Source organism: Klebsiella sp. BIGb0399, assembly GCF_003752615.1.
Taxonomy (GTDB): domain Bacteria; phylum Pseudomonadota; class Gammaproteobacteria; order Enterobacterales; family Enterobacteriaceae; genus Klebsiella; species Klebsiella lignicola.
In genome coordinates this window covers 359,532-378,412 of the sequence record NZ_RKHT01000008.1, presented here as the reverse complement: position 1 = coordinate 378,412, position 18,881 = coordinate 359,532, and the positions used below count along the sequence as shown (strand labels likewise).

Sequence of the window (18,881 nt, the reverse complement as noted above, 5' to 3'; positions counted from 1 at the left end):
ATGATCTATATTTCTGCTGTCGGCATGATCAATGCGCTCGGCAACGACATGGACGAGATCGCCGCGAACCTGACGCGCGGCGTGGCGCCGGGGATGCAACCGCGCGCCGGTTGGCTACGGGGAGTCCCTGAGGCCGTATTCGGCGGCGTGGACGCCACCCTGCCGGCGATCCCGGAGCGCTTTGCCGCCCACCGCTCGCGCAACAACCAGCTGCTGCTGGCGGCGCTGGCGCAGATCCGTCCCCAGGTTGATGAGACCATCGCCCGCTTCGGCCACGACAGAGTGGCGGTGGTGCTCGGTACCAGCACCTCCGGGCTCGACGAGGGGGATATTCACGTTGACCGCACCCTCAACGGCCGCGCCAGCAGCGACTGGCAATACCCGCAGCAGGAGCTGGGCGACCCGTCGCGCTTCCTGAGCCACTGGCTGGCGCTGGACGGCCCGGCGTTTACCCTCTCCACCGCCTGCTCCTCCAGCGCCAGGGCCATCATCAGCGGACGACGGTTGATTGAAGCCGGGCTCGCCGACGTTGCCATCGTCGGCGGCGCCGATACCCTGAGCCGGATGCCGGTGAACGGTTTTCACAGCCTCGAGTCGCTCTCTCCCACGCGGTGCCAGCCGTTTGCCCGCGACCGCAACGGGATCACCATCGGTGAAGGGGCGGCGCTGATGCTGCTCACCCGCGAGCCGCAGCCTGTTGCGCTGCTGGGCGTCGGCGAGTCAAGCGACGCTCACCATATTTCGGCCCCGCATCCTCAGGGCGAAGGGGCGATCCGCGCCATTACCATGGCTCTCGACGATGCCGGCATCAGCGCGGATGACGTGGGCTATATCAACCTGCACGGCACCGCGACTCCGCTGAACGATCGGGTGGAGTCGCAGGTTGTACAGGCGCTGTTCGGGGATCGCGTGCCGTGCAGCTCCACCAAACACCTGACCGGGCATACCCTCGGCGCCGCCGGGATTACCGAAGCGGCCATCGCGATGCTGATTTTGCAGCGCGACCTGCCGTTACCGCCCCAGGACTTCACGCTGTCACCGCGCGACCCGGCGCTGGCAGACTGCGGTCTGATCACCACCGCGCAGCCACTCGAGCGCCCGGCGATCCTCTCCAACTCATTTGCCTTTGGCGGCAATAACGCCAGCATTCTGCTCGGGAGATGTTCATGAGCCACTATCTGCCCCCCGGCGACTATCTGCCCCATGACGCGCCGATGCTGCTGCTCGAAGAGGTAGTGGAAGTCACCGAAGAGACCGCCACCTGCCGCGTCGGGGTGAACACCGCAGGGGTGCTGGCGCCGTTTGTCGATAGCGATGGCAACCTGCCCGGCTGGTTTGCGCTGGAGCTGATGGCACAGACCGTCGGCGTCTGGTCAGGCTGGCATCGCCATCAACACCAGCAGGAGAGCATCGCCCTTGGGATGGTGCTCGGCGCCCGGGAACTGGTCTGCGCCGCCGGTATTTTGCCTGCCGGATCCACGTTGACGATCGCCGTCACGCTGTTAATGCAGGATGACCGTTTTGGCAGTTTCGACTGCACTATCGCTGATGGGGATACCACGCTGGCAACGGGCCGTGTAAACACCTTCCAGCCTACCCCAGACGAGTTAACGACGCTGTTTAATCAGGGAGAGAAACCATGAGCCGTTCCGTATTAGTGACCGGTGCCAGCAAGGGCATCGGCCGGGCCATTGCCTGCCAGCTGGCGGCTGACGGCTTTGTCGTCGGCGTCCATTACCACCGCGATGACCAAGGGGCGCAGGAGACGCTGGAGACAATCCTCGCCGCCGGCGGTGCGGGCCGCCTGTTGAGCTTTGATGTCGCCGAACGCGAGCAGTGCCGCGAGGTGCTGGAGCAGGATATCGCCGCCCACGGCCCGTGGTATGGCGTGGTGAGCAACGCCGGTATCACCCGCGACGGCGCCTTCCCGGCGCTGAGCGACAACGACTGGGATGCGGTGATCCACACCAATCTCGACAGCTTTTATAACGTCATTCAGCCCTGCATTATGCCGATGATTGGCGCCCGCCAGGGTGGCCGGATTATTACGCTGTCGTCGGTATCCGGGGTGATGGGCAATCGCGGGCAGGTGAACTACAGCGCCGCCAAAGCGGGTATTATCGGCGCTACCAAAGCGCTGGCCATTGAGCTGGCAAAACGCAAAATTACCGTCAACTGCATTGCCCCCGGCCTGATTGACACCGGCATGATCGCCATGGAAGAGGCCGCCCTCAAAGAGGCGATGTCGATCATCCCCATGAAACGCATGGGCCAGGCCGCAGAAGTGGCCGGACTCGCCAGCTATTTAATGTCGGATATCGCGGGCTACGTCACGCGCCAGGTGATTTCCATCAACGGAGGCATGCTATGACTCGCCGCGTCGTGATTACCGGTATGGGAGGCGTAACCGCCTTTGGTGAAAGCTGGCAGGCGGTGTCTGCCCGGCTGCGCGCTTACAAGAACGCCGTGCGCGCCATGCCGGAGTGGAAAATCTATGACGGCCTGCATACCTTGCTCGGGGCGCCAATCGATGATTTCAGCCTGCCGGAACACTATACCCGCAAGCGGATACGCGCCATGGGCCGGGTGTCGTTGATGTCCACCCGCGCCAGCGAACTGGCGCTGGAGCAGGCCGGACTGATTGGCGATGCGGTGCTGACCAACGGCGAAACCGGCATTGCCTACGGCTCCTCCACCGGCAGCACCGGTCCGGTCAGCGAGTTCGCCACCATGCTGACGGAAAAGCACACCAATAACATCACCGGCACCACCTACGTGCAGATGATGCCGCACACCACCGCGGTCAACACCGGCCTGTTCTTCGGCCTGCGCGGGCGAGTGATCCCGACCTCCAGCGCCTGCACCTCTGGCAGCCAGGCGATTGGCTACGCCTGGGAAGCCATTCGCCACGGCTATCAGACGGTGATGGTCGCCGGCGGCGCGGAAGAGCTGTGCCCGTCTGAAGCCGCGATCTTCGATACCCTGTTCGCCACCAGCCAACGCAACGACGCCCCGGCCACCACGCCGTCGCCGTTCGACGAGCAGCGCGACGGGCTGGTGATTGGCGAAGGCGCCGGTACCCTGATTCTCGAAGAGCTGGAGCACGCCAAAGCCCGGGGAGCGACCATTTACGGCGAGATCGTCGGCTTCGCCACCAACTGCGATGCCGCGCATATTACCCAGCCACAGCAGGAAACCATGCAAATCTGCATGGAGCAGTCGCTCAGAATGGCGGGCTTAGACGCCCGGGACATCGGCTACGTCTCCGCACACGGCACGGCAACCGACCGCGGCGATATCGCCGAAAGCCAGGCCAGCGCCGCAGTGTTTGGCAACAACGTGCCGATCTCGTCGCTGAAAAGCTATTTTGGCCACACCCTCGGGGCCTGCGGGGCGCTGGAGGCGTGGATGAGCCTGCAGATGATGCGCGAAGGCTGGTTTGCCCCGACGCTCAACCTGCGCCAGCCGGACCCGCAGTGCGGCGAGCTGGATTACATTATGGGAGAAGCCCGCCCGCTGGACTGCGAGTTCCTGCAGAGCAATAACTTCGCCTTTGGCGGGATCAATACCTCCATCATCATTAAGCGCTGGCCCTGATATGTATCAACTGTACCTGCGGAAAATCTCGCCGCTCAGCGCCCAAACCCTGCCGCCTGAGATCGTGGCTCAGGCGCCACAGGGCGCGCGCCGCGCAAGCTGGCTGGCCGGTCGCGCCCTGCTGGCGCAGGCGATCTCACCGCTACCAGATATCATCTACTCCGCGCAGGGCAAACCGGGCTTCGCCGGCACCGCCACGCGCTGGTTTAACCTCAGCCACAGCGGCGATGATATTGCGCTGTTGATTAGCGATGAAGGAGAAGTGGGCTGCGATCTCGAAGTGATTCGCCCACGCCAGAACTGGCGCCGGCTGGCGAATGCGGTCTTTAGTATGGATGAGCATGCGGAGGTGGAAGCGGAACCGCCGGAGCAGCAGCTCAACGCATTCTGGCGGATCTGGACGCGGAAAGAGGCCATGGTGAAGCAGCGCGGCGGCAGCGCCTGGCAAATCGCCAGCGTCGACAGCACCCGCCACCCAACGTTGTCGATCAGTCAGATTCAGCTGGATGGCCTGAGCCTTGCGGTATGCACGCCGACGCCGTTTGTTGTGGATGCCGCGCTTATTCTTTGAGAGACGCCGGGCGTTTTAGCGGCCAGAAGATGGTCAGCACCCCGGCGATGATCAATAGCACCCCCACCAGCGCCCGCCAGTGGAACGGTTCATGCCATCCGGGAAGCCAGATTGCCGCCGCCCACACCACAATGTAGCTGAGGCTCAGCAGCGCATAGGCTTTGGCGAGCGGCAGCCGGTGCAGGGCAAAGTACCAGCAGACCATCGACAGCAAATAGCCGCTCAGCCCCAGCAGCAGGCTCCAGGTGCCGGGGCGCAGATGGAGCAGATGACTGAGAAACGCCATCAGGTCGCTCAGCGGCGGCAGCGCAACCATCGCGCCGCGCAGCAGCAGCTGCGCCACGCTGACCAGCCCGACGCTGAATAATGCCCAGATTAACCCCATCAGACGCTGCTCCCCAGGATCACGATCCCGACGACAATTAACCCCACGCCAGCCCAGTGACGCGGCGCCACCGGTTCACGCCAGAGCCCCCAGGCCGCTAACGTCACCCAGACAAAATTGAGGCTCAGCATCGGATAGGCCACGCTCACCGGGATGGATTGCAGGACGCTCAGCCACAGCAGCATCCCGCCGCCAAGCGCCAGCAGCGCCAGCCCCAGCCAGCCGAGAATATGGCGACCGCGCCGCCGGGATTTCGACGGGCGCGTCGCCTGTTTCTGGCACAGCTGGCCTGCACAGCTCAGCAGGCTCGCCAGTGCCAGACAGATCCAGGTACTCATTGCGGCAAATACTGAAGAAACACGACCCGCTCTAACACATACACATTGTCAGGTTTCGGGAGGGGTAAATCGGCCATGTTCTCTCCTTTATCCATCAGCAGCACCAGCGAAACCGGCCCTTGCTGACGATGGGTTGCCAGCCAGCCGGCAAACTCACTCTGGCTCACAAAGCTATTTTTGGCATCCGCCCAGCTTAAGCCGTACTTCAGCTCGCCCTGCTTGCCATACATGATGATATCGCTGCGCTTCAGCTCCCACGCCAGCCCTGCGGCAATGCCGACGTTATTACTCAACACGTAGCGGCTGGGCGCCAGCGACTCGCCGACGATATCCACCATAAACTGCGGCTGTTTGCTATCGATCACCCGGTCCGGGATCGCGAAGCCAATCAACAGCGCCAGCCCCAGCGGACAGCAGGCGGCTAAGGTCCAGCGACGACCGTTATCTTTCATCGCCAGCCAGCCCATCGCTGCCCAGACCGCAAACGCGATGGCCGCCAGCAGGCATTTATACAGCTCAATCTGGCTCCAGACCGGCTTATGCATGACGCCCCACGGCGACACCACCAGCACCGCCACCAGACCCGCCAGGCCGAAAATCAGGTTGATGAGGCCGTTAATCCGTAGCGCTTTGGCCCCGGCTTTCGCCGCATCCAGCCCATAGCGCGCCATCAGGATCGACAGCGGCGCGAAGCACGGCAGGATGTAGGTCGGCAGTTTGCCTTTCGCAATGCTGAAGAACAGCAACGGCATCACCACCCAGCCGAGCAGATACAGCGCCCCGCGCGCCTCATCGCGCTCGCTCCAGCCGCGCTTTAACGCACCGGGCAGCAGCGCCAGCCACGGCAGGCTACCGGCAATCAGGAACGGAATGTAATACCAGAACGGTGCCTTATGCTGGGCGTCTTTCTCGGCAAAGCGCTGAATATGCTCCACCCAGAAGAAGTAGCGCCAGAAATCCGGTTCGCGGTTGGCGATAGCCAGCCCCCAGGGCAGCACCATCAGAATGCAGACCCCGACCGCCAGCCAGCCGTAGGTCAACACCTCACGCCAGCGTTTGCGCGCAATGATCCACGGTAAAACCCCGATAACCGGCACCGCCAGCGCAAGGAAACCTTTGGTCATCACCCCCATGCCGCAGGCCACTCCCAGCAGCGCATAGCCGGCGATTTTGCCGCCTCGGGTCTGCGCCTGAGCGGCGCTCCAGAAACTGCACATCGCCAGGGCCATCCACAAGGTTATCATCGGGTCCAGCACCGCATAGGTACCAATGCTGTATACCAGCAGCGCGGTCAGGAAGATCACCCCGGACAGTATCGCCACCCGCTTATCCCGCCAGATGCGCCACGCCAGCCACGCCACCAGCAGCGCGGTGACGCTAATCGAAAATACCGCCCCAAAGCGCACGCCGAAGTTATTGTGACCAAACAGCCACTGCCCGATGCTGTTCATCCAGTATCCGGCAATGGGTTTTTCAAAATAGCGTAGCCCAAGAAAATGCGGTACCACCCAGTCACCGGATGCCAGCATTTCACGGCTGATTTCCGCATAGCGCGTTTCATCCGGCTGCCAGAGCAGGCGGAAATTGAGCGGAAGTAAATAATAGAGCGCAAATAGCACCCCTAAAACGACGCTATAACGAAGGCTTTTCATACGTCCTGACTCAATAATTGTTCACGCCCAAGCCAGCCTTCCCGGCCAGCCAGTTCACCACGCACCACTTTACCTAACGGCAGCGCGCTAAAATCAGCGGGCAGCAGCTGGCTCAGCGGGCAAAACTGGATTTCCTCTTGCGCGGCCATCGTCAGCAGTTCATCAAACTGTTGTGCAAAGGCAATGCCTTCCACTTCGGCATGAATGGTGTAGACCGGCGTGCCGCGATCCTGGTGGATCCTGTCCAGAAGATAGCGGTTGAAACCCGCGGCGTCGACGCGACTGCCGACCACTTCATCCCAGGTGGGCAGCGTCACTGGGATCTGCACGGTGCCCGTCGCCTTGTCGCCCAACAGCGGCAGGAACGGTCGGGTTCCCCGACAGTCGCTGTTGTAGAGAAAATTGCATGACTCTTTGGCTTTGACCACCCGCTGATCCGCCCGCCAGCCCGCAACGGCGGAACAGGTGACCGAACGGCCGATGATCCTCTCCAGTTCCAGCAGGCCGCGTTCAACCTCCAGCGCCAGACGTTCCTGCGGCCAGACGCCGCTCCATGCCTGCCAGCTGTAGTGGTCCCAGGCATGCAGCCCCACCTCATGATCCTGCGCTGTCGCACGGATCACTGCTTCATTCCCCGCGCCAATCCGCCGTCCGGGCCAGGCAGTCCCGGCCAGCAGAATATCCCAGCCGTACAGCGAGGCGGCGTTGGAACGCAGCATCTTCCACAGAAACTTCGGTTTAATCAGGCGCCATAAATGACGCCCCATATTGTCCGGCCCCACGCTGAAAAAGAAGCTTGCCTGAATCCCATGCTGTCCCAGCAGGCTCAGCAGGCGCGGCACCCCGTCCCGGGTACCGCGAAAGGTATCGACATCTATGCGTAAGCCGACCTGTTTCATGATGTCTTGTCGTCCACCAGTTCAACGGTGCGCAGGAAGAAGTCCAGCGTATGTTCCACGGTTTCTTCCATCGGCACGGCTGGCGCCCAGTTCAGGCAGCGTTTCGCGTTGCGAATGCTCGGCTTGCGATGCTCAACATCCTGGTAGCCTTTGCCATAGTAGTCGCTGCTCTCGACATCGCGGAAACCGGCGAACGGCGGGAAGTTGCTGCGCAGCGGATGACGCTCGAAGCATCCCAGCAGCATCTCCGCCAGCTCTTTGATACTGGCTTCGTTATCCGGGTTGCCGATGTTGATAATCTGCCCGTCGCAGTGGCCGTCTTTGTTCTCGATAATACGGAACAGGGCTTCAATCCCGTCGCTGATGTCGGTAAAGCAGCGCTTCTGCTTCCCGCCTTCGATAAGCTTAATCGGCGAGCCTTCAACCAGGTTAAGGATCAGCTGCGTGATGGCGCGGGAGCTACCGATACGCGCGGCGTTAAGGTTATCCAGACGCGGCCCCATCCAGTTGAACGGACGGAACAGGGTGAAGCGCAGGCCGGATTTGTCGCCGTAAGCCCAGATCACGCGGTCAAGCAGCTGCTTCGAAACCGAGTAAATCCAGCGCTGTTTGTTGATTGGGCCAACCACCAGAGTCGAGCTGTCTTCGTCGAAGTTTTTGTCGGTGCACATGCCGTACACTTCGGAGGTCGACGGGAAGATGATGCGCTTATCGTATTTCACGCAGTCGCGGATAATCTTCAGGTTCTCTTCGAAATCCAGCTCGAACACGCGCAGCGGGTTGCGGGTGTATTCGATCGGCGTCGCGATAGCCACCAGCGGCAGTACCACGTCGCATTTCTTAATGTGATATTCGATCCACTCGGAGTGAATGCTGATATCGCCCTCCACAAAATGGAAGCGCGGGTTGCCGAGGAAACGGCTGATGGCGTCAGAACCGATATCCAGGCCATAGATTTCGTAGTTGTCGTCGGCGAGCAGGCGTTCGGTCAGGTGGTTACCGATAAAGCCGTTAACGCCGAGGATCAGCACCCGGGTACGGCGTTTGATTGCCACCACCGGTTTGCTGCTCAGCACCGCGCCGCAAACCAGCCCCAGCACCTGCGCCAGCTGGGTACCCTGCATGTAAACGCCGCGGTCGGTTTGCCCGGTCAGGATCTCCAGCGCACCATCCTGACAGGCTACCACCAGCGGAGAGGTGGATATCACCGTCCCCGGCTTCGCGGCGGCCAGATCGTGGCGCACGCGGGATTTCCAGACGATAAATTTGTTGGCCCCGGCGTAGCCGAAGGCGCCCGGCCACGGGTCGGAGACGGCACGCACCAGGTTATGCAGCGCCAGCGCCGGCTGCTCCCAGTCGAGACGGCCATCTTCCGGCGTGCGGCGGCCCACGTAGGTGGCCTGACTCTCATCCTGCGCCCGCGCCTCAATATTGCCCGCACGGATCGCCGGCAATGCCTGGCCCAGCAGGTCTGACGCCGCAGAACACAGCTTGCGGTGCAGGGTCAGCGCAGCGTCATCGGCGCCAATCGCCACCGCCTGCTGCGCCACGATATCGCCCGCATCGGCACGATTGACCATCCGGTGCAGGGTGACGCCGGTTTCGGTTTCACCGTTCACCAGCACCCAGTTCAGCGGCGCGCGGCCACGATACTTCGGCAGCAGGGAACCGTGCAGGTTGAAGGCCCCTTGCGGCGCCAGGCTGAGGATCTCATCGCTCAGCAGATTGCGGTAGTAGAAAGAGAACAGCACGTCCGGATTCATGGTACGGATACGTTCAATCCACAGTGGATGGTTAACATCTTCTGGAGCCCACACCGGGATACCTTGCTCAGCCGCAATACGCGCCACCGAGCCAAAGAAGTGGTTTTCGCCAGGGTTATCCGGATGGGTAAAAATAGCGGCGATGTCATAGCCAGAATCCAGCAGAGACTGAATACCGGCACACCCCATATCGTGATAAGCGAAGACTACGGCTTTCATGAACGATCTTCCTCTTGAGACGCCGTTTCCGGCTGACGAATAACACGTTGAATAAAGTAACGGGGACGGGCGCGGACATCGTTATAGATGCGGCCGATATACTCCCCGAGCAGGCCCATGCCGACAAACTGCGCGCCGATAAACATAAACAGCACAGCAAACAGCATGAACACCCCTTCCGCCGCCCACTGCGGGCCAAACACCAGCCGCAAGAAGACCAGCAGGAAGGCAAAAGCAAAGCCCAGCAGGGCGATGACGCTGCCAAAAACGCTCAGCAGACGCAGCGGCGTGGTGGTTAAACAGGTCACCAGGTCGTACATCAGGTTAATCAGGCGCATAAAGCTGTATTTCGAATCGCCAAATTCGCGTTCCGCGTGCATCACCGGGATTTCAACCGCCCGGCGGGCAAAGGTATTGGCCAGAATCGGAATAAAGGTGCTGCGCTCATGGCAGTTGAGCATTGCGTCGATAATGTGGCGGCGATAGGCGCGCAGCATGCAGCCGTAGTCGCCCATCGCTTTACCGGTGGTGCGTTGGATCAGGCGGTTGATCATCTTCGAGGCGCTTTTGCGAAAGAAGGTATCCTGGCGATTCTGTCGCACCGTACCGACCACGTCGTAGCCTTCATCGGCCTTCGCCACCAACCGCGGGATCTCTTCCGGCGGGTTTTGCAGGTCGGCATCAAGGGTAATAATCAGATCGCCGGTGACATGGCTGAAGCCGGCCATGATCGCCGAGTGCTGGCCGTAGTTGCGGTTAAGCAACACCGCCACTACGTGGCTGCCTTCGGCTTCAGCGGCGTCGGTCAACATGCGGGCTGACTCATCGCTGCTGCCATCGTCCACCAGTAAAATTTCATACTGGCGGCCCAGCGTCGCGCAGGCGGCATCGGTACGGCGAATCAGCTCGGGCAGGCTTTCCTGTTCGTTATAAACCGGAATGACGACCGAGACCTTTTTCACGGGAGGGTAAGTAAACATATCAACATCCTGACAGCTGGTGCAGCGCGGAAATGACGCGGGTCACATCGTCATCGGTCATATCCGGGAACAGAGGAAGCGAACAGATGCGCGCGCTGTTCCATTCCGTATTCGGTAAGGACAACGTCGGGAATCGTTCACGGTAGTACTTTTGGGTGTGCGCCGCCCGGAAGTGCAGACCGGTGCCAATCCCCATGGCTTTCAGTTGTTCCATCAGGGCATCGCGGCCGATCCCGCAGGTGGCCTCATCCACGCGGATGATAAACAGATGCCAGGCGTGCTGGTGCTGCCACGCGGGGACCATCAGCGGTTCGAATGGCGTATCCGCCAGCTCGCGCAGGTAGCGTTGGGCAATCTCGGTACGACGCTGGTTGGCATGGGCGAGTTTATCCAGCTGAACCAGCGCCAGCGCGGCGTTGATATCGGCCAGGTTGTATTTGAAACCAGGGGAAATGACTTCCGCCTGCGGCGCCCGGCCGTGGGTCTGGCGGTCATAGGCGTCCACGCCAAGACCGTGGAACTTCAGGCTGCGAATACGTGCGGCCAGTTGCTCATCATCGGTGACAATCAGCCCTCCTTCGGCGCAGGTCATGTTCTTAATGGCATGGAAGGAGAAGATCGCGCAGCCGCGCTCCCCCACGTGGCGACCCTTGTAGTAGGTCCCCGCCGCATGCGCGGCATCTTCGATAACCGGGATACCGTGGCGCGCCGCTACCGCGCGGATGGCGTCGATATCGGCGGGCGCTCCGGCGTAATGCACCGGAATAATCGCTTTGGTCTGCGGGGTGATCGCCGCCTCAACGGCCTCCGGGGTAATCATCAGGTTGTCGCGGTCGACGTCAATCATCACCGGCGTCGCCCCCAGCAGACAAATCATGTTCAGCGTGGACACCCAGGTCTGTGACGGGGTGATCACTTCATCGCCCGGACCAATACCCAGCGCCATCAGCGTGACGTGCATGCCGCCGGTCGCCGAACTGACCGCCACCGCGTGACGGTTGCCGGTTAACGCGCAGAAGGCCTCTTCCAGCGCCTGGTTTTTCGGCCCGGTGGTGATCCAACCCGATTGCAAAACTTCACGCAGCGCAGCCAGCTCTGCGTCACCCATCGACGGGCGCGAAAACGGCAAAAATTCGCTCATCATTTTCCTGTTCGGTATATGACCCATCGCTGATTGCGGGTCTGATAGAAAAAATATCCTGCGCCAGCGGACTTAAACAAAATGAAAATGGACGCATTTAAATGCCACATTTCATTCCAGGGTATTCGATATTATTAAATCTAGACGGGGTTGCTTAGGATAATATTAAGAAATTAATATTATTTGATGTGATATGTATAATTCATTGTTTTTAAATGAAATATATATATAAAAAATGGAAAGGGATAACAACGAAACGAGACGCCTGCCTGCACCAGAAGCAGACGCCTGTCGGTATAAAGTAAACAAACATTAAACGGCGAAACAATAGATGAGGTTTAATTCTCAGTCCGTGGAAAATAAAGTTCAATCAGATCACAAATTTATTTCCAGGGGATTACAAGTTTGCAGGAAAATCAGCAGGTAATTCACTCGCCGGGCAATTAATCACGCTGTCATTATCCGCACCGCAATCACGCACAAAGGTAATCGTGGCGAACTCATCAATCACTTCGGTCGGGTAGGCCGGACCGGCGGCGCGGTAGGATTCCATCAGCGGAATATGATCGTTCTGGAAGCAGACGGTTTTTTCCGGGTTATTGATCACCCAACGTGGGAAAAAGATGGTGCCGTGAAACAGTTTATCGCCGAGGTTAACAATCAGGCTGACGTCGGTACCGGTCGGTTCGGTCCACGAAATTTTATAAATGCTCGCCCCCACCCGCACGATGTACGCCTGCTGGTCTTTTACCCAACGGTTGGCGACGATACCGCTGTGAATACGGTAATCCAGCGTGTGGCCGTTTTTGACATAAATCTCGTAGTTCCAGCCATTATCGTAGGTATAAACCAGATGTTTGCCGATAAAGCCGCTCAAGTCGTGTTTATCAAAAGTGTTCATAATGTCTTCTCCTTTGCTGTTGAGACTCAGCATACGGCTTTAAAAAATGAATGAATAACGCTATGTTTGGATGAAATACATTCATTTTTTAGATGAGTTATGCACAAGACAACGCTGGAACAATGGGCTTTGCTGGAGAGAGTGATCGAACTGGGCAGCTTCGCCAAAGCGGCGGACGAGACGCACCGTAGCCAGTCGTCGGTCAGCTATAACCTCGCCCTGTTGCAGGAGAGGCTCGGGGTCGCGCTGCTGCAGCCCGCCGGCCGCCGCGCGGTGCTGACCCCTGCCGGAGAGCTGCTGCTGAGCCAGGTGAAGCCGCTGCTGCAGGCGTTTTCCTATGTGGAAACCCGCGCCGCCACGCTGCATAACGGCGCGCGCACCCGGCTGGATCTGGTGGTGGACAGCATTTTTCCCCGCGAACGGCTGTTTGCCATTCTGCGCCAGTTCCAGCAGCAGCACCCTCAGACCCAGGTCCGGCTGACCGAAGTGCTGGAGAACAGAAAAGAGGAGAGCGAGGCCTTCAGCGAAGCCGATGTGATGGTCTTAACCCGCCGTCAGGATATTACCGGGCGCGGCGAGTGGCTGATGAATATCGATTTTGTCGCGGTGGCCCACCAGCATCACCCGCTTGCCGCGCTGAGCGGCCCGCTGGACGACAACGCGCTGGCCCCCTGGCCCCTCGTCCGCATCGCCGATCGCAGCGACGATCCGCAGGCCAGCCGGGATGCCTGGACCTTTTCCACCATCGATGCGGCCATTGACGCGGTGCTGTATCAGGTTGGTTTCGGCTGGCTCCCGGAAGAACGCATCCGCGACCGGCTGCAACAGGGGACGTTGAAGATTCTGCCTCTCGCCCATGGCACCCGCCGCGCCACGCCGCTGCACCTGATCGTCAAGCGCGATCTGGCCCCCATTGATAAGCCGCTTGCAACATTGCTGGCGCTGTTCAGAACGCCGTGATCCGCCGAATATCGCTGAGGAGCACGGGTGTAGCCAGGGCCTGTGCCGCCTGAAACAGCACGGTTATATAGGATTTTCTTATACTTTCCGGCCCTACATTGATCCAGATTACTCCTTAAGTATGATGAATTATTAAAATCATCATACTTTCCTGTCCGTTGAGATCATGACCTTGTCTATTTTCCGCTCCACACTGCTGGCGCTGCTCGCCTGTGTTCCTCTGCTGGCCCCCGCCGCCTCACACACCATCACAACCGCCTGGCCGGTGAATGTCGGCCCTCTGAATCCCCATTTGTATACCCCCAACCAGATGTTCGCCCAAAGTATGGTGTATGAACCACTGGTAAAATATCAGGCCGATGGCTCGGTCAAGCCGTGGCTGGCGACCCACTGGAGCCACTCCGCGGACGGAAAAGTCTGGACCTTTACCCTGCGTGACGACGTGCAGTTTTCTAACGGCGAACCGTTTAACGCCCAGGCGGCGGTTGCCAACTTCCAGGCGGTGCTGGCGAATCGCCAACGGCACGCCTGGCTGGAGCTGACCAACCAGATCACCGACGTTCGCGCCCTGAGCGATACCCAACTGCAAATTACCCTCAAAGGCGCCTACTACCCGTTCCTGCAGGAGCTGGCCCTGCCGCGGCCGTTCCGGTTTATCGCCCCGTCGCAGTTTGTCGAGGGAGGCACGCTGCACGGCATCAAAGCGCCGATCGGCACCGGACCGTGGGTGTTAAAAACGTCGAAGCTCAACCAATATGATGTGCTGGTGCGCAACGAGCGCTACTGGGGAGAGAAGCCGACGATCGACCAGGTCACGGTGAAAGTCATTCCGGACCCGATGACCCGCGCCGTCGCCTTTGAGACCGGGGATATCGATCTGCTGTATGGCAACGAGGGCCTGCTGCCGCTGGATACCTTCGCCCGTTTTAGCCACAACCCGGCTTACCGCACCCAGCTTTCGCAACCGATTGAGACGGTGATGCTGGCGCTGAACTCCGCCAAAGCCCCGACCAACGAACTGGCGGTGCGCGAGGCCCTGAACCACGCGGTCAACAAAAAATCTCTGATCGACAATGTGCTGTACGGCACCCAGCAGGTTGCCGACACGCTGTTTGCCCCGAGCGTTCCCTACGCCAACATCGGCCTGACGCCGCGGCAGTACGACCCGCAGCAGGCCAACCAACTGCTGGAAAAAGCCGGCTGGGTCCGCCCGGCAGGCAAAGAGATTCGCGAGAAGAATGGCCAGCCGCTGCGCATTGAGCTGTCGTTTATCGGTACCGATGCACTGAGCAAATCGATGGCGGAGATTATTCAAGCGGATATGCATCAGGTCGGCGTCGAGGTGACGCTGGTCGGGGAAGAAGAGAGCAGCATTTATGCCCGCCAGCGCGATGGCCGTTTTGGCATGATCTTCAACCGCACCTGGGGCGCACCATACGACCCCCATGCATTTATGAGCTCGATGCGCGTGCCCTCCCACGCCGATTACCAGGCGCAGCAAGGGCTTGCTGACAAACCGCTGATTGATAAAGAGATTGGTCAGGTGCTGGAGACCAACGACGAGACCCGGCGCCAGGCGCTGTATCGCGATATTCTGACCCGTCTGCATAATGACGCGGTCTATCTGCCGATTAGCTACATCTCGATGATGGTGGTGGCGAAACCTGAGCTGGGGGCCATTCCCTACGCTCCGATTGTCGCTGAGATCCCGTTCGAACAGATCCAGCCGGTGAAACCCTGATGCGACGTTATCTGCTACGGCGCATTCTGCTGCTGATCCCGATGATTTTTGCCGCCTCGGTGATTATCTTTCTGATGCTTCGCCTCGGCACCGGCGATCCGGCGCTCGACTACCTGCGGCTGTCGAACCTGCCGCCGACGCCGGAGATGGTGGCATCCACCCGGATCATGCTCGGCCTCGATCAGCCGCTGCTGGTCCAGTACGGCAGCTGGCTGTGGAAGGCGCTGCATCTGGATTTTGGCCTCTCATTTGCCACCCAGCGTCCGGTGCTGGATGACGTGCTGCACTTCCTGCCGGCGACGCTGCAGCTGGCAGGCGCGGCGCTGGTGCTGATCCTGCTGACCTCCGTGCCGTTGGGGATCTGGGCCGCCCGCCACCGCGAGCAGCTACCGGATTTCATCGTGCGCTTGATTGCATTTCTTGGCGTATCGATGCCGAACTTCTGGCTCGCCTTCCTGCTGGTGCTGTTCTTTTCCGTCTATCTACAGTGGTTGCCTGCGCTGGGCTACGGCGGCTGGCAGCATATCGTTCTGCCTGCCGTCTCGATTGCGTTTATGTCGCTGGCCATTAACGCCCGCCTGCTGCGTGCCAGCATGCTGGACGTCGCCGGGCAGCGCCATGTTACCTGGGCGCGCCTGCGCGGCCTGAACGACAAACAGACCGAGCGTCGCCACATTCTACGCAACGCCTCGCTGCCAATGATCACCGCCGTGGGGATGCATATTGGCGAGCTGATCGGCGGCACGATGATTATCGAAAATATCTTCGCGTGGCCGGGCATCGGACGCTATGCCGTCTCCGCCATTTTCAACCGTGATTATCCAGTGATTCAGTGCTTTACGCTGATCATGGTGGTGGTGTTCGCCCTCTGTAATCTGGCAGTTGACCTGCTAAACGCCGCGCTGGACCCCCGCATTCGTCGCCACGAAGGAGCGCACTCATGAACGTCTTCTGCTCCGCTCGCGGATCGGTGCGTGTGGCGATGGTCATTATCGGCCTGCTGATGCTGATCGCCCTCACCAGCCAGTGGTGGCTGCCCTACGATCCGCAGGCCATTAATTTGCCCGCCCGTCTGCTGTCGCCGGACGCGCAGCACTGGCTGGGCACCGACCACCTGGGCCGCGATATTTTCTCCCGCCTGCTGGCGGCGACGCGGGTCTCGCTGGGGGCGGTGATGGCCTGTTTACTGCTGGTGTTGGCGATGGGGATTATCGTCGGCGGCTGCGCCGGATTGCTTGGTGGGCGGGTCGATCAGTTCACGATGCGGGTGGCCGATATGTTTATGACCTTCCCCACCTCGATCCTCTCATTCTTTATGGTCGGGGTGCTGGGCACCGGGCTGACCAACGTCATTATCGCCATCGCCCTGTCGCACTGGGCATGGTATGCCCGAATGGTCCGCAGCCTGGTGGTGTCGCTACGCCAGCGCGAGTTTATTCTCGCCGCCCGACTCAGCGGCGCCAGCCGCTGGCGGCTGTTTGTCGACCATCTGGCCGGGGCGGTGATGCCATCGTTGCTGGTCCTCGCGACGCTCGATATCGGCCACATGATGCTGCACGTCGCCGGGATGTCATTCCTGGGCCTTGGCGTCAGCGCGCCGACGGCAGAATGGGGCGTGATGATTAACGACGCGCGCCAGTATATCTGGACCCAGCCTCTGCAGATGCTCTGGCCCGGCCTGGCGCTGTTTATCAGCGTGATGGCTTTTAATCTGGTGGGCGATGCGCTACGCGATCGTCTCGATCCACACCTGATCGCGGAGCACAACCACTGATGCCTCAGAAGATCCAGTTAGAACAATTAGCCCTGTGCGCCGGCCAGCCGCTGGTCACGGACCTGTCGCTGACCTTGCGCCGTGGGCAGGTGCTGGCGCTGCTGGGCAGCAGCGGCTGCGGCAAATCGCTGACCTGCGCGGCGGCCCTCGGCGTGCTGCCGCCTGGCGTCCGGCAAACCGCCGGCCGTCTGCTGCTGGACGGCATTCCGGTGCACGGCGAGCAGCTGCGCGGTGGCACCGTCGCCACCATCATGCAGAACCCACGCAGCGCTTTTAACCCGCTGTACACCATGGCCACCCACGCGCGGGAAACCTGCCGTGCCAGCGGCCAGCCCACGGATGAGGCGACGCTCATCAACGCCATGAAAGCCGTGGGGCTGGACAACCCCTCACAGCTGCTCAAGCGCTACCCCTTCGAGATGAGCGGCGGCATGCTGCAGCGCATGATGATCGCCCTCGCCCTGCTGAGCAAAGCGCCGTTTATTTTTGCCGATGAACCCACCACCGACCTCGATGCCGTCGCTCAGGGCCGTATCCTTGACCTGCTGGAAGAGATTGTCGCCACCCGCGGCCAGGGTTTGCTGCTGGTGACGCACGATATGGGGGTGGTTGCGCGGCTGGCACATGAAGTGGCGGTGATGGACAGCGGGCGCATTGTCGAGCGTTGTGACGTCGATACCCTGTTCAGCGCGCCGCTGCATCCCGTCAGCCAGCGCTTACTGGCAGCGCATCTGGCGCTGTATGGAATGGAGTCCCCGGTATGAATCTCCTGAACGTCACCAACGTCAGCCACGATTATCCACATCACCCAGGCGTGCTGCGCGAAGTCAGCTTCAACATCCAGGCCGGTGAGACCATGGCGCTGCTTGGCCGCAGCGGCTGCGGCAAAAGCACCCTGGCGCGCATGCTGGTCGGTCTGGAAACCCCTGCTCATGGCGACATCCGCTGGCAGCAGACCCCGCTGAACGCCTTAAAAGGCGAGGCACTGCGGGCGTTTCGCCGCGATATTCAACTGGTGTTTCAGGATGCGCACAGCGCCGTGAACCCACGTAAAACGGTGAACGAGATTATCAGCGAGCCGCTACGCCATCTGTTTCGCTACTCGCGCGATGAACGCCAGGCCCAGGTAGAGGCGATGATGCAGGCGGTGGACCTGTCCCCGGCGCTGCGCGATAAGCGCCCGGTGCAGCTCAGCGGCGGGCAGCTTCAGCGCGTGTGCCTGGCGCGGGCGCTGGTGGTGCAGCCGCAGCTGTTGATTCTTGATGAGGCGGTGTCGAACCTTGACCTCGTGCTGCAGGCGGAGATCGTTGCGTTACTCAAGCGTCTGCAGGTACAGTTTTCTACCGCCTGCCTGTTTATCACCCATGACCTGCGGCTGGTTGAGCGTTTTTGCCAGCAGGTGATGGTGATGGAGAACGGGCAGCTTATCGAGACGACACCGGTCCACGCACCGCTTCGTCTTCAGTCAACGGCGGGCCGGGCGCTACAGCGCGCGGTGCTTCCCGCTTTTCCGGCCTCCCTTGCTAAAGAGAAACGACCATGCAGCGCGTAACCCTGACTCTTGATGACGATCTTCTGGCGACCCTCGACGCGTTAAGCGCCCAGCGTGGCTATCACAACCGCTCGGAGGCGGTGCGCGATATCCTGCGTAACACCTTGATGCATGAACATTCCCAGCAGGGCGGGCAGCACGGCTATGCGGTGCTCTCCTACGTGTACGAGCATGAAAAACGCGAGCTGGCGAGCCGGCTGATCGCCACTCAGCATCACCATCACGACCTGTCCGTTGCCACGCTGCATGTGCATATCAGCCATGACGACTGTCTGGAGATCGCAGTGCTGAAAGGTGAAATGGGCGAAGTGCAGCATTTCGCCGATGAGGTGATTGCCCAGCGCGGAGTCCGCCACGGCCATTTGCAGTGCCTGTCTAAGGAAGGATAAAACCACACATACCGGATAA

The 18,881-nt window shown here is 60.5% G+C and carries 20 protein-coding genes; 12 read left to right on the top strand and 8 right to left on the bottom strand.

The features are described from left to right. The 5 genes from EDF82_RS20050 to acpT are packed head-to-tail and all read left to right on the top strand — an operon-like array spanning position 1 to position 4,168. Complete coding sequence (locus tag EDF82_RS20050) at positions 1 to 1,170, top strand: beta-ketoacyl-[acyl-carrier-protein] synthase family protein (protein WP_123757256.1); 1,170 nt, start codon at positions 1 to 3, stop codon at positions 1,168 to 1,170. After that, complete coding sequence (locus EDF82_RS20045; protein ID WP_123757255.1) at positions 1,167 to 1,643, top strand: 3-hydroxy-fatty acyl-ACP dehydratase; 477 nt, start codon at positions 1,167 to 1,169, stop codon at positions 1,641 to 1,643. The genes EDF82_RS20050 and EDF82_RS20045 overlap by 4 nt, the downstream gene beginning before the upstream one ends. Further along, a complete protein-coding gene (locus EDF82_RS20040; protein ID WP_123757254.1) occupies positions 1,640 to 2,371 on the top strand; it encodes a 3-ketoacyl-ACP reductase FabG2 in 732 nt (243 codons plus the stop codon). Before EDF82_RS20045 ends, EDF82_RS20040 begins: the two co-directional genes overlap by 4 nt. Next, a complete protein-coding gene (locus tag EDF82_RS20035; protein ID WP_123757253.1) occupies positions 2,368 to 3,597 on the top strand; it encodes a beta-ketoacyl-ACP synthase in 1,230 nt (409 codons plus the stop codon). Before EDF82_RS20040 ends, EDF82_RS20035 begins: the two co-directional genes overlap by 4 nt. A 1-nt stretch (position 3,598) precedes the next feature. Beyond that, complete coding sequence (gene acpT / locus EDF82_RS20030) at positions 3,599 to 4,168, top strand: 4'-phosphopantetheinyl transferase AcpT (protein ID WP_123757252.1); 570 nt, start codon at positions 3,599 to 3,601, stop codon at positions 4,166 to 4,168. Here acpT and arnF read toward each other — a convergent pair. From arnF to EDF82_RS19990, 8 genes are all read right to left on the bottom strand, one after another. Beyond that, positions 4,158 to 4,553 carry a 4-amino-4-deoxy-L-arabinose-phosphoundecaprenol flippase subunit ArnF gene (arnF, locus tag EDF82_RS20025; RefSeq protein ID WP_123757251.1) on the bottom strand — a complete coding sequence of 132 codons (396 nt, stop codon included), beginning with the start codon at positions 4,551 to 4,553 and terminating at the stop codon, positions 4,158 to 4,160. The two genes, acpT and arnF, sit on opposite strands and share 11 nt — an antisense overlap. Further along, positions 4,553 to 4,891: a 4-amino-4-deoxy-L-arabinose-phosphoundecaprenol flippase subunit ArnE gene (arnE, locus tag EDF82_RS20020; protein ID WP_123757250.1), complete on the bottom strand. Its 339-nt coding sequence runs from the start codon at positions 4,889 to 4,891 to the stop codon at positions 4,553 to 4,555. The genes arnF and arnE overlap by 1 nt, the downstream gene beginning before the upstream one ends. After that, positions 4,888 to 6,543 (bottom strand): lipid IV(A) 4-amino-4-deoxy-L-arabinosyltransferase, encoded by a 1,656-nt coding sequence (gene arnT, locus EDF82_RS20015; protein ID WP_123757249.1) that lies wholly within the window; start codon positions 6,541 to 6,543, stop codon positions 4,888 to 4,890. Before arnT ends, arnE begins: the two co-directional genes overlap by 4 nt. Beyond that, a complete protein-coding gene (arnD, locus tag EDF82_RS20010) occupies positions 6,540 to 7,442 on the bottom strand; it encodes a 4-deoxy-4-formamido-L-arabinose-phosphoundecaprenol deformylase (RefSeq protein ID WP_123757248.1) in 903 nt (300 codons plus the stop codon). The genes arnT and arnD overlap by 4 nt, the downstream gene beginning before the upstream one ends. After that, positions 7,439 to 9,424, bottom strand: a complete 1,986-nt coding sequence (gene arnA / locus EDF82_RS20005; RefSeq protein ID WP_123757247.1) for a bifunctional UDP-4-amino-4-deoxy-L-arabinose formyltransferase/UDP-glucuronic acid oxidase ArnA — start codon at positions 9,422 to 9,424, stop codon at positions 7,439 to 7,441. The genes arnD and arnA overlap by 4 nt, the downstream gene beginning before the upstream one ends. Then, positions 9,421 to 10,404, bottom strand: coding sequence for an undecaprenyl-phosphate 4-deoxy-4-formamido-L-arabinose transferase (gene arnC, locus EDF82_RS20000; RefSeq protein ID WP_123757246.1), 984 nt, complete (start codon positions 10,402 to 10,404; stop codon positions 9,421 to 9,423). The genes arnA and arnC overlap by 4 nt, the downstream gene beginning before the upstream one ends. A gap of 1 nt (position 10,405) precedes the next feature. Beyond that, positions 10,406 to 11,545 (bottom strand): UDP-4-amino-4-deoxy-L-arabinose aminotransferase, encoded by a 1,140-nt coding sequence (arnB, locus tag EDF82_RS19995; protein WP_123757245.1) that lies wholly within the window; start codon positions 11,543 to 11,545, stop codon positions 10,406 to 10,408. Between the two features lie 397 nt (positions 11,546 to 11,942). Beyond that, a complete protein-coding gene (locus tag EDF82_RS19990) occupies positions 11,943 to 12,449 on the bottom strand; it encodes a phenolic acid decarboxylase (protein WP_174510213.1) in 507 nt (168 codons plus the stop codon). Between the two features lie 96 nt (positions 12,450 to 12,545). Between EDF82_RS19990 and EDF82_RS19985 the strand changes: the two genes are divergently transcribed. From EDF82_RS19985 to nikR, 7 genes are all read left to right on the top strand, one after another. Further along, positions 12,546 to 13,406 (top strand): LysR family transcriptional regulator, encoded by an 861-nt coding sequence (locus tag EDF82_RS19985; protein WP_123757243.1) that lies wholly within the window; start codon positions 12,546 to 12,548, stop codon positions 13,404 to 13,406. A 166-nt stretch (positions 13,407 to 13,572) separates the two neighbouring features. Beyond that, positions 13,573 to 15,147 (top strand): nickel ABC transporter substrate-binding protein, encoded by a 1,575-nt coding sequence (gene nikA / locus EDF82_RS19980; protein WP_123757242.1) that lies wholly within the window; start codon positions 13,573 to 13,575, stop codon positions 15,145 to 15,147. Continuing rightward, complete coding sequence (nikB, locus tag EDF82_RS19975) at positions 15,147 to 16,091, top strand: nickel ABC transporter permease subunit NikB (protein WP_123757241.1); 945 nt, start codon at positions 15,147 to 15,149, stop codon at positions 16,089 to 16,091. Before nikA ends, nikB begins: the two co-directional genes overlap by 1 nt. Beyond that, a complete protein-coding gene (gene nikC / locus EDF82_RS19970; RefSeq protein WP_123757240.1) occupies positions 16,088 to 16,921 on the top strand; it encodes a nickel ABC transporter permease subunit NikC in 834 nt (277 codons plus the stop codon). The genes nikB and nikC overlap by 4 nt, the downstream gene beginning before the upstream one ends. After that, positions 16,921 to 17,685 (top strand): nickel import ATP-binding protein NikD, encoded by a 765-nt coding sequence (nikD, locus tag EDF82_RS19965; RefSeq protein WP_123757239.1) that lies wholly within the window; start codon positions 16,921 to 16,923, stop codon positions 17,683 to 17,685. The genes nikC and nikD overlap by 1 nt, the downstream gene beginning before the upstream one ends. Beyond that, the gene (gene nikE / locus EDF82_RS19960; protein WP_123757238.1) at positions 17,682 to 18,473 is read left to right on the top strand and encodes a nickel import ATP-binding protein NikE; all 792 of its coding nucleotides are present in this window, start codon (positions 17,682 to 17,684) and stop codon (positions 18,471 to 18,473) included. Before nikD ends, nikE begins: the two co-directional genes overlap by 4 nt. Next, entirely contained in the window at positions 18,461 to 18,862 is a 402-nt protein-coding gene (gene nikR / locus EDF82_RS19955) for a nickel-responsive transcriptional regulator NikR (RefSeq protein WP_123757237.1), read from the top strand. The genes nikE and nikR overlap by 13 nt, the downstream gene beginning before the upstream one ends. Positions 18,863 to 18,881 lie beyond the last annotated feature (19 nt).

Bases quoted from the DNA above. Each gene is read 5' to 3' on its own strand.
- arnF (WP_123757251.1), bottom strand. From the start codon at position 4,553: ATGGGGTTAATCTGGGCATTATTCAGCGTCGGGCTGGTCAGCGTGGCG.
- EDF82_RS20050 (WP_123757256.1), top strand. From the start codon at position 1: ATGATCTATATTTCTGCTGTCGGCATGATCAATGCGCTCGGCAACGAC.
- arnE (WP_123757250.1), bottom strand. From the start codon at position 4,891: ATGAGTACCTGGATCTGTCTGGCACTGGCGAGCCTGCTGAGCTGTGCA.
- arnC (WP_123757246.1), bottom strand. From the start codon at position 10,404: ATGTTTACTTACCCTCCCGTGAAAAAGGTCTCGGTCGTCATTCCGGTT.
- EDF82_RS19985 (WP_123757243.1), top strand. From the start codon at position 12,546: ATGCACAAGACAACGCTGGAACAATGGGCTTTGCTGGAGAGAGTGATC.
- nikB (WP_123757241.1), top strand. From the start codon at position 15,147: ATGCGACGTTATCTGCTACGGCGCATTCTGCTGCTGATCCCGATGATT.
- arnT (WP_123757249.1), bottom strand. From the start codon at position 6,543: ATGAAAAGCCTTCGTTATAGCGTCGTTTTAGGGGTGCTATTTGCGCTC.
- acpT (WP_123757252.1), top strand. From the start codon at position 3,599: ATGTATCAACTGTACCTGCGGAAAATCTCGCCGCTCAGCGCCCAAACC.
- EDF82_RS20040 (WP_123757254.1), top strand. From the start codon at position 1,640: ATGAGCCGTTCCGTATTAGTGACCGGTGCCAGCAAGGGCATCGGCCGG.
- arnB (WP_123757245.1), bottom strand. From the start codon at position 11,545: ATGAGCGAATTTTTGCCGTTTTCGCGCCCGTCGATGGGTGACGCAGAG.
- nikD (WP_123757239.1), top strand. From the start codon at position 16,921: ATGCCTCAGAAGATCCAGTTAGAACAATTAGCCCTGTGCGCCGGCCAG.
- EDF82_RS20045 (WP_123757255.1), top strand. From the start codon at position 1,167: ATGAGCCACTATCTGCCCCCCGGCGACTATCTGCCCCATGACGCGCCG.
- arnD (WP_123757248.1), bottom strand. From the start codon at position 7,442: ATGAAACAGGTCGGCTTACGCATAGATGTCGATACCTTTCGCGGTACC.
- nikC (WP_123757240.1), top strand. From the start codon at position 16,088: ATGAACGTCTTCTGCTCCGCTCGCGGATCGGTGCGTGTGGCGATGGTC.
- EDF82_RS20035 (WP_123757253.1), top strand. From the start codon at position 2,368: ATGACTCGCCGCGTCGTGATTACCGGTATGGGAGGCGTAACCGCCTTT.
- arnA (WP_123757247.1), bottom strand. From the start codon at position 9,424: ATGAAAGCCGTAGTCTTCGCTTATCACGATATGGGGTGTGCCGGTATT.
- nikE (WP_123757238.1), top strand. From the start codon at position 17,682: ATGAATCTCCTGAACGTCACCAACGTCAGCCACGATTATCCACATCAC.
- nikA (WP_123757242.1), top strand. From the start codon at position 13,573: ATGACCTTGTCTATTTTCCGCTCCACACTGCTGGCGCTGCTCGCCTGT.
- nikR (WP_123757237.1), top strand. From the start codon at position 18,461: ATGCAGCGCGTAACCCTGACTCTTGATGACGATCTTCTGGCGACCCTC.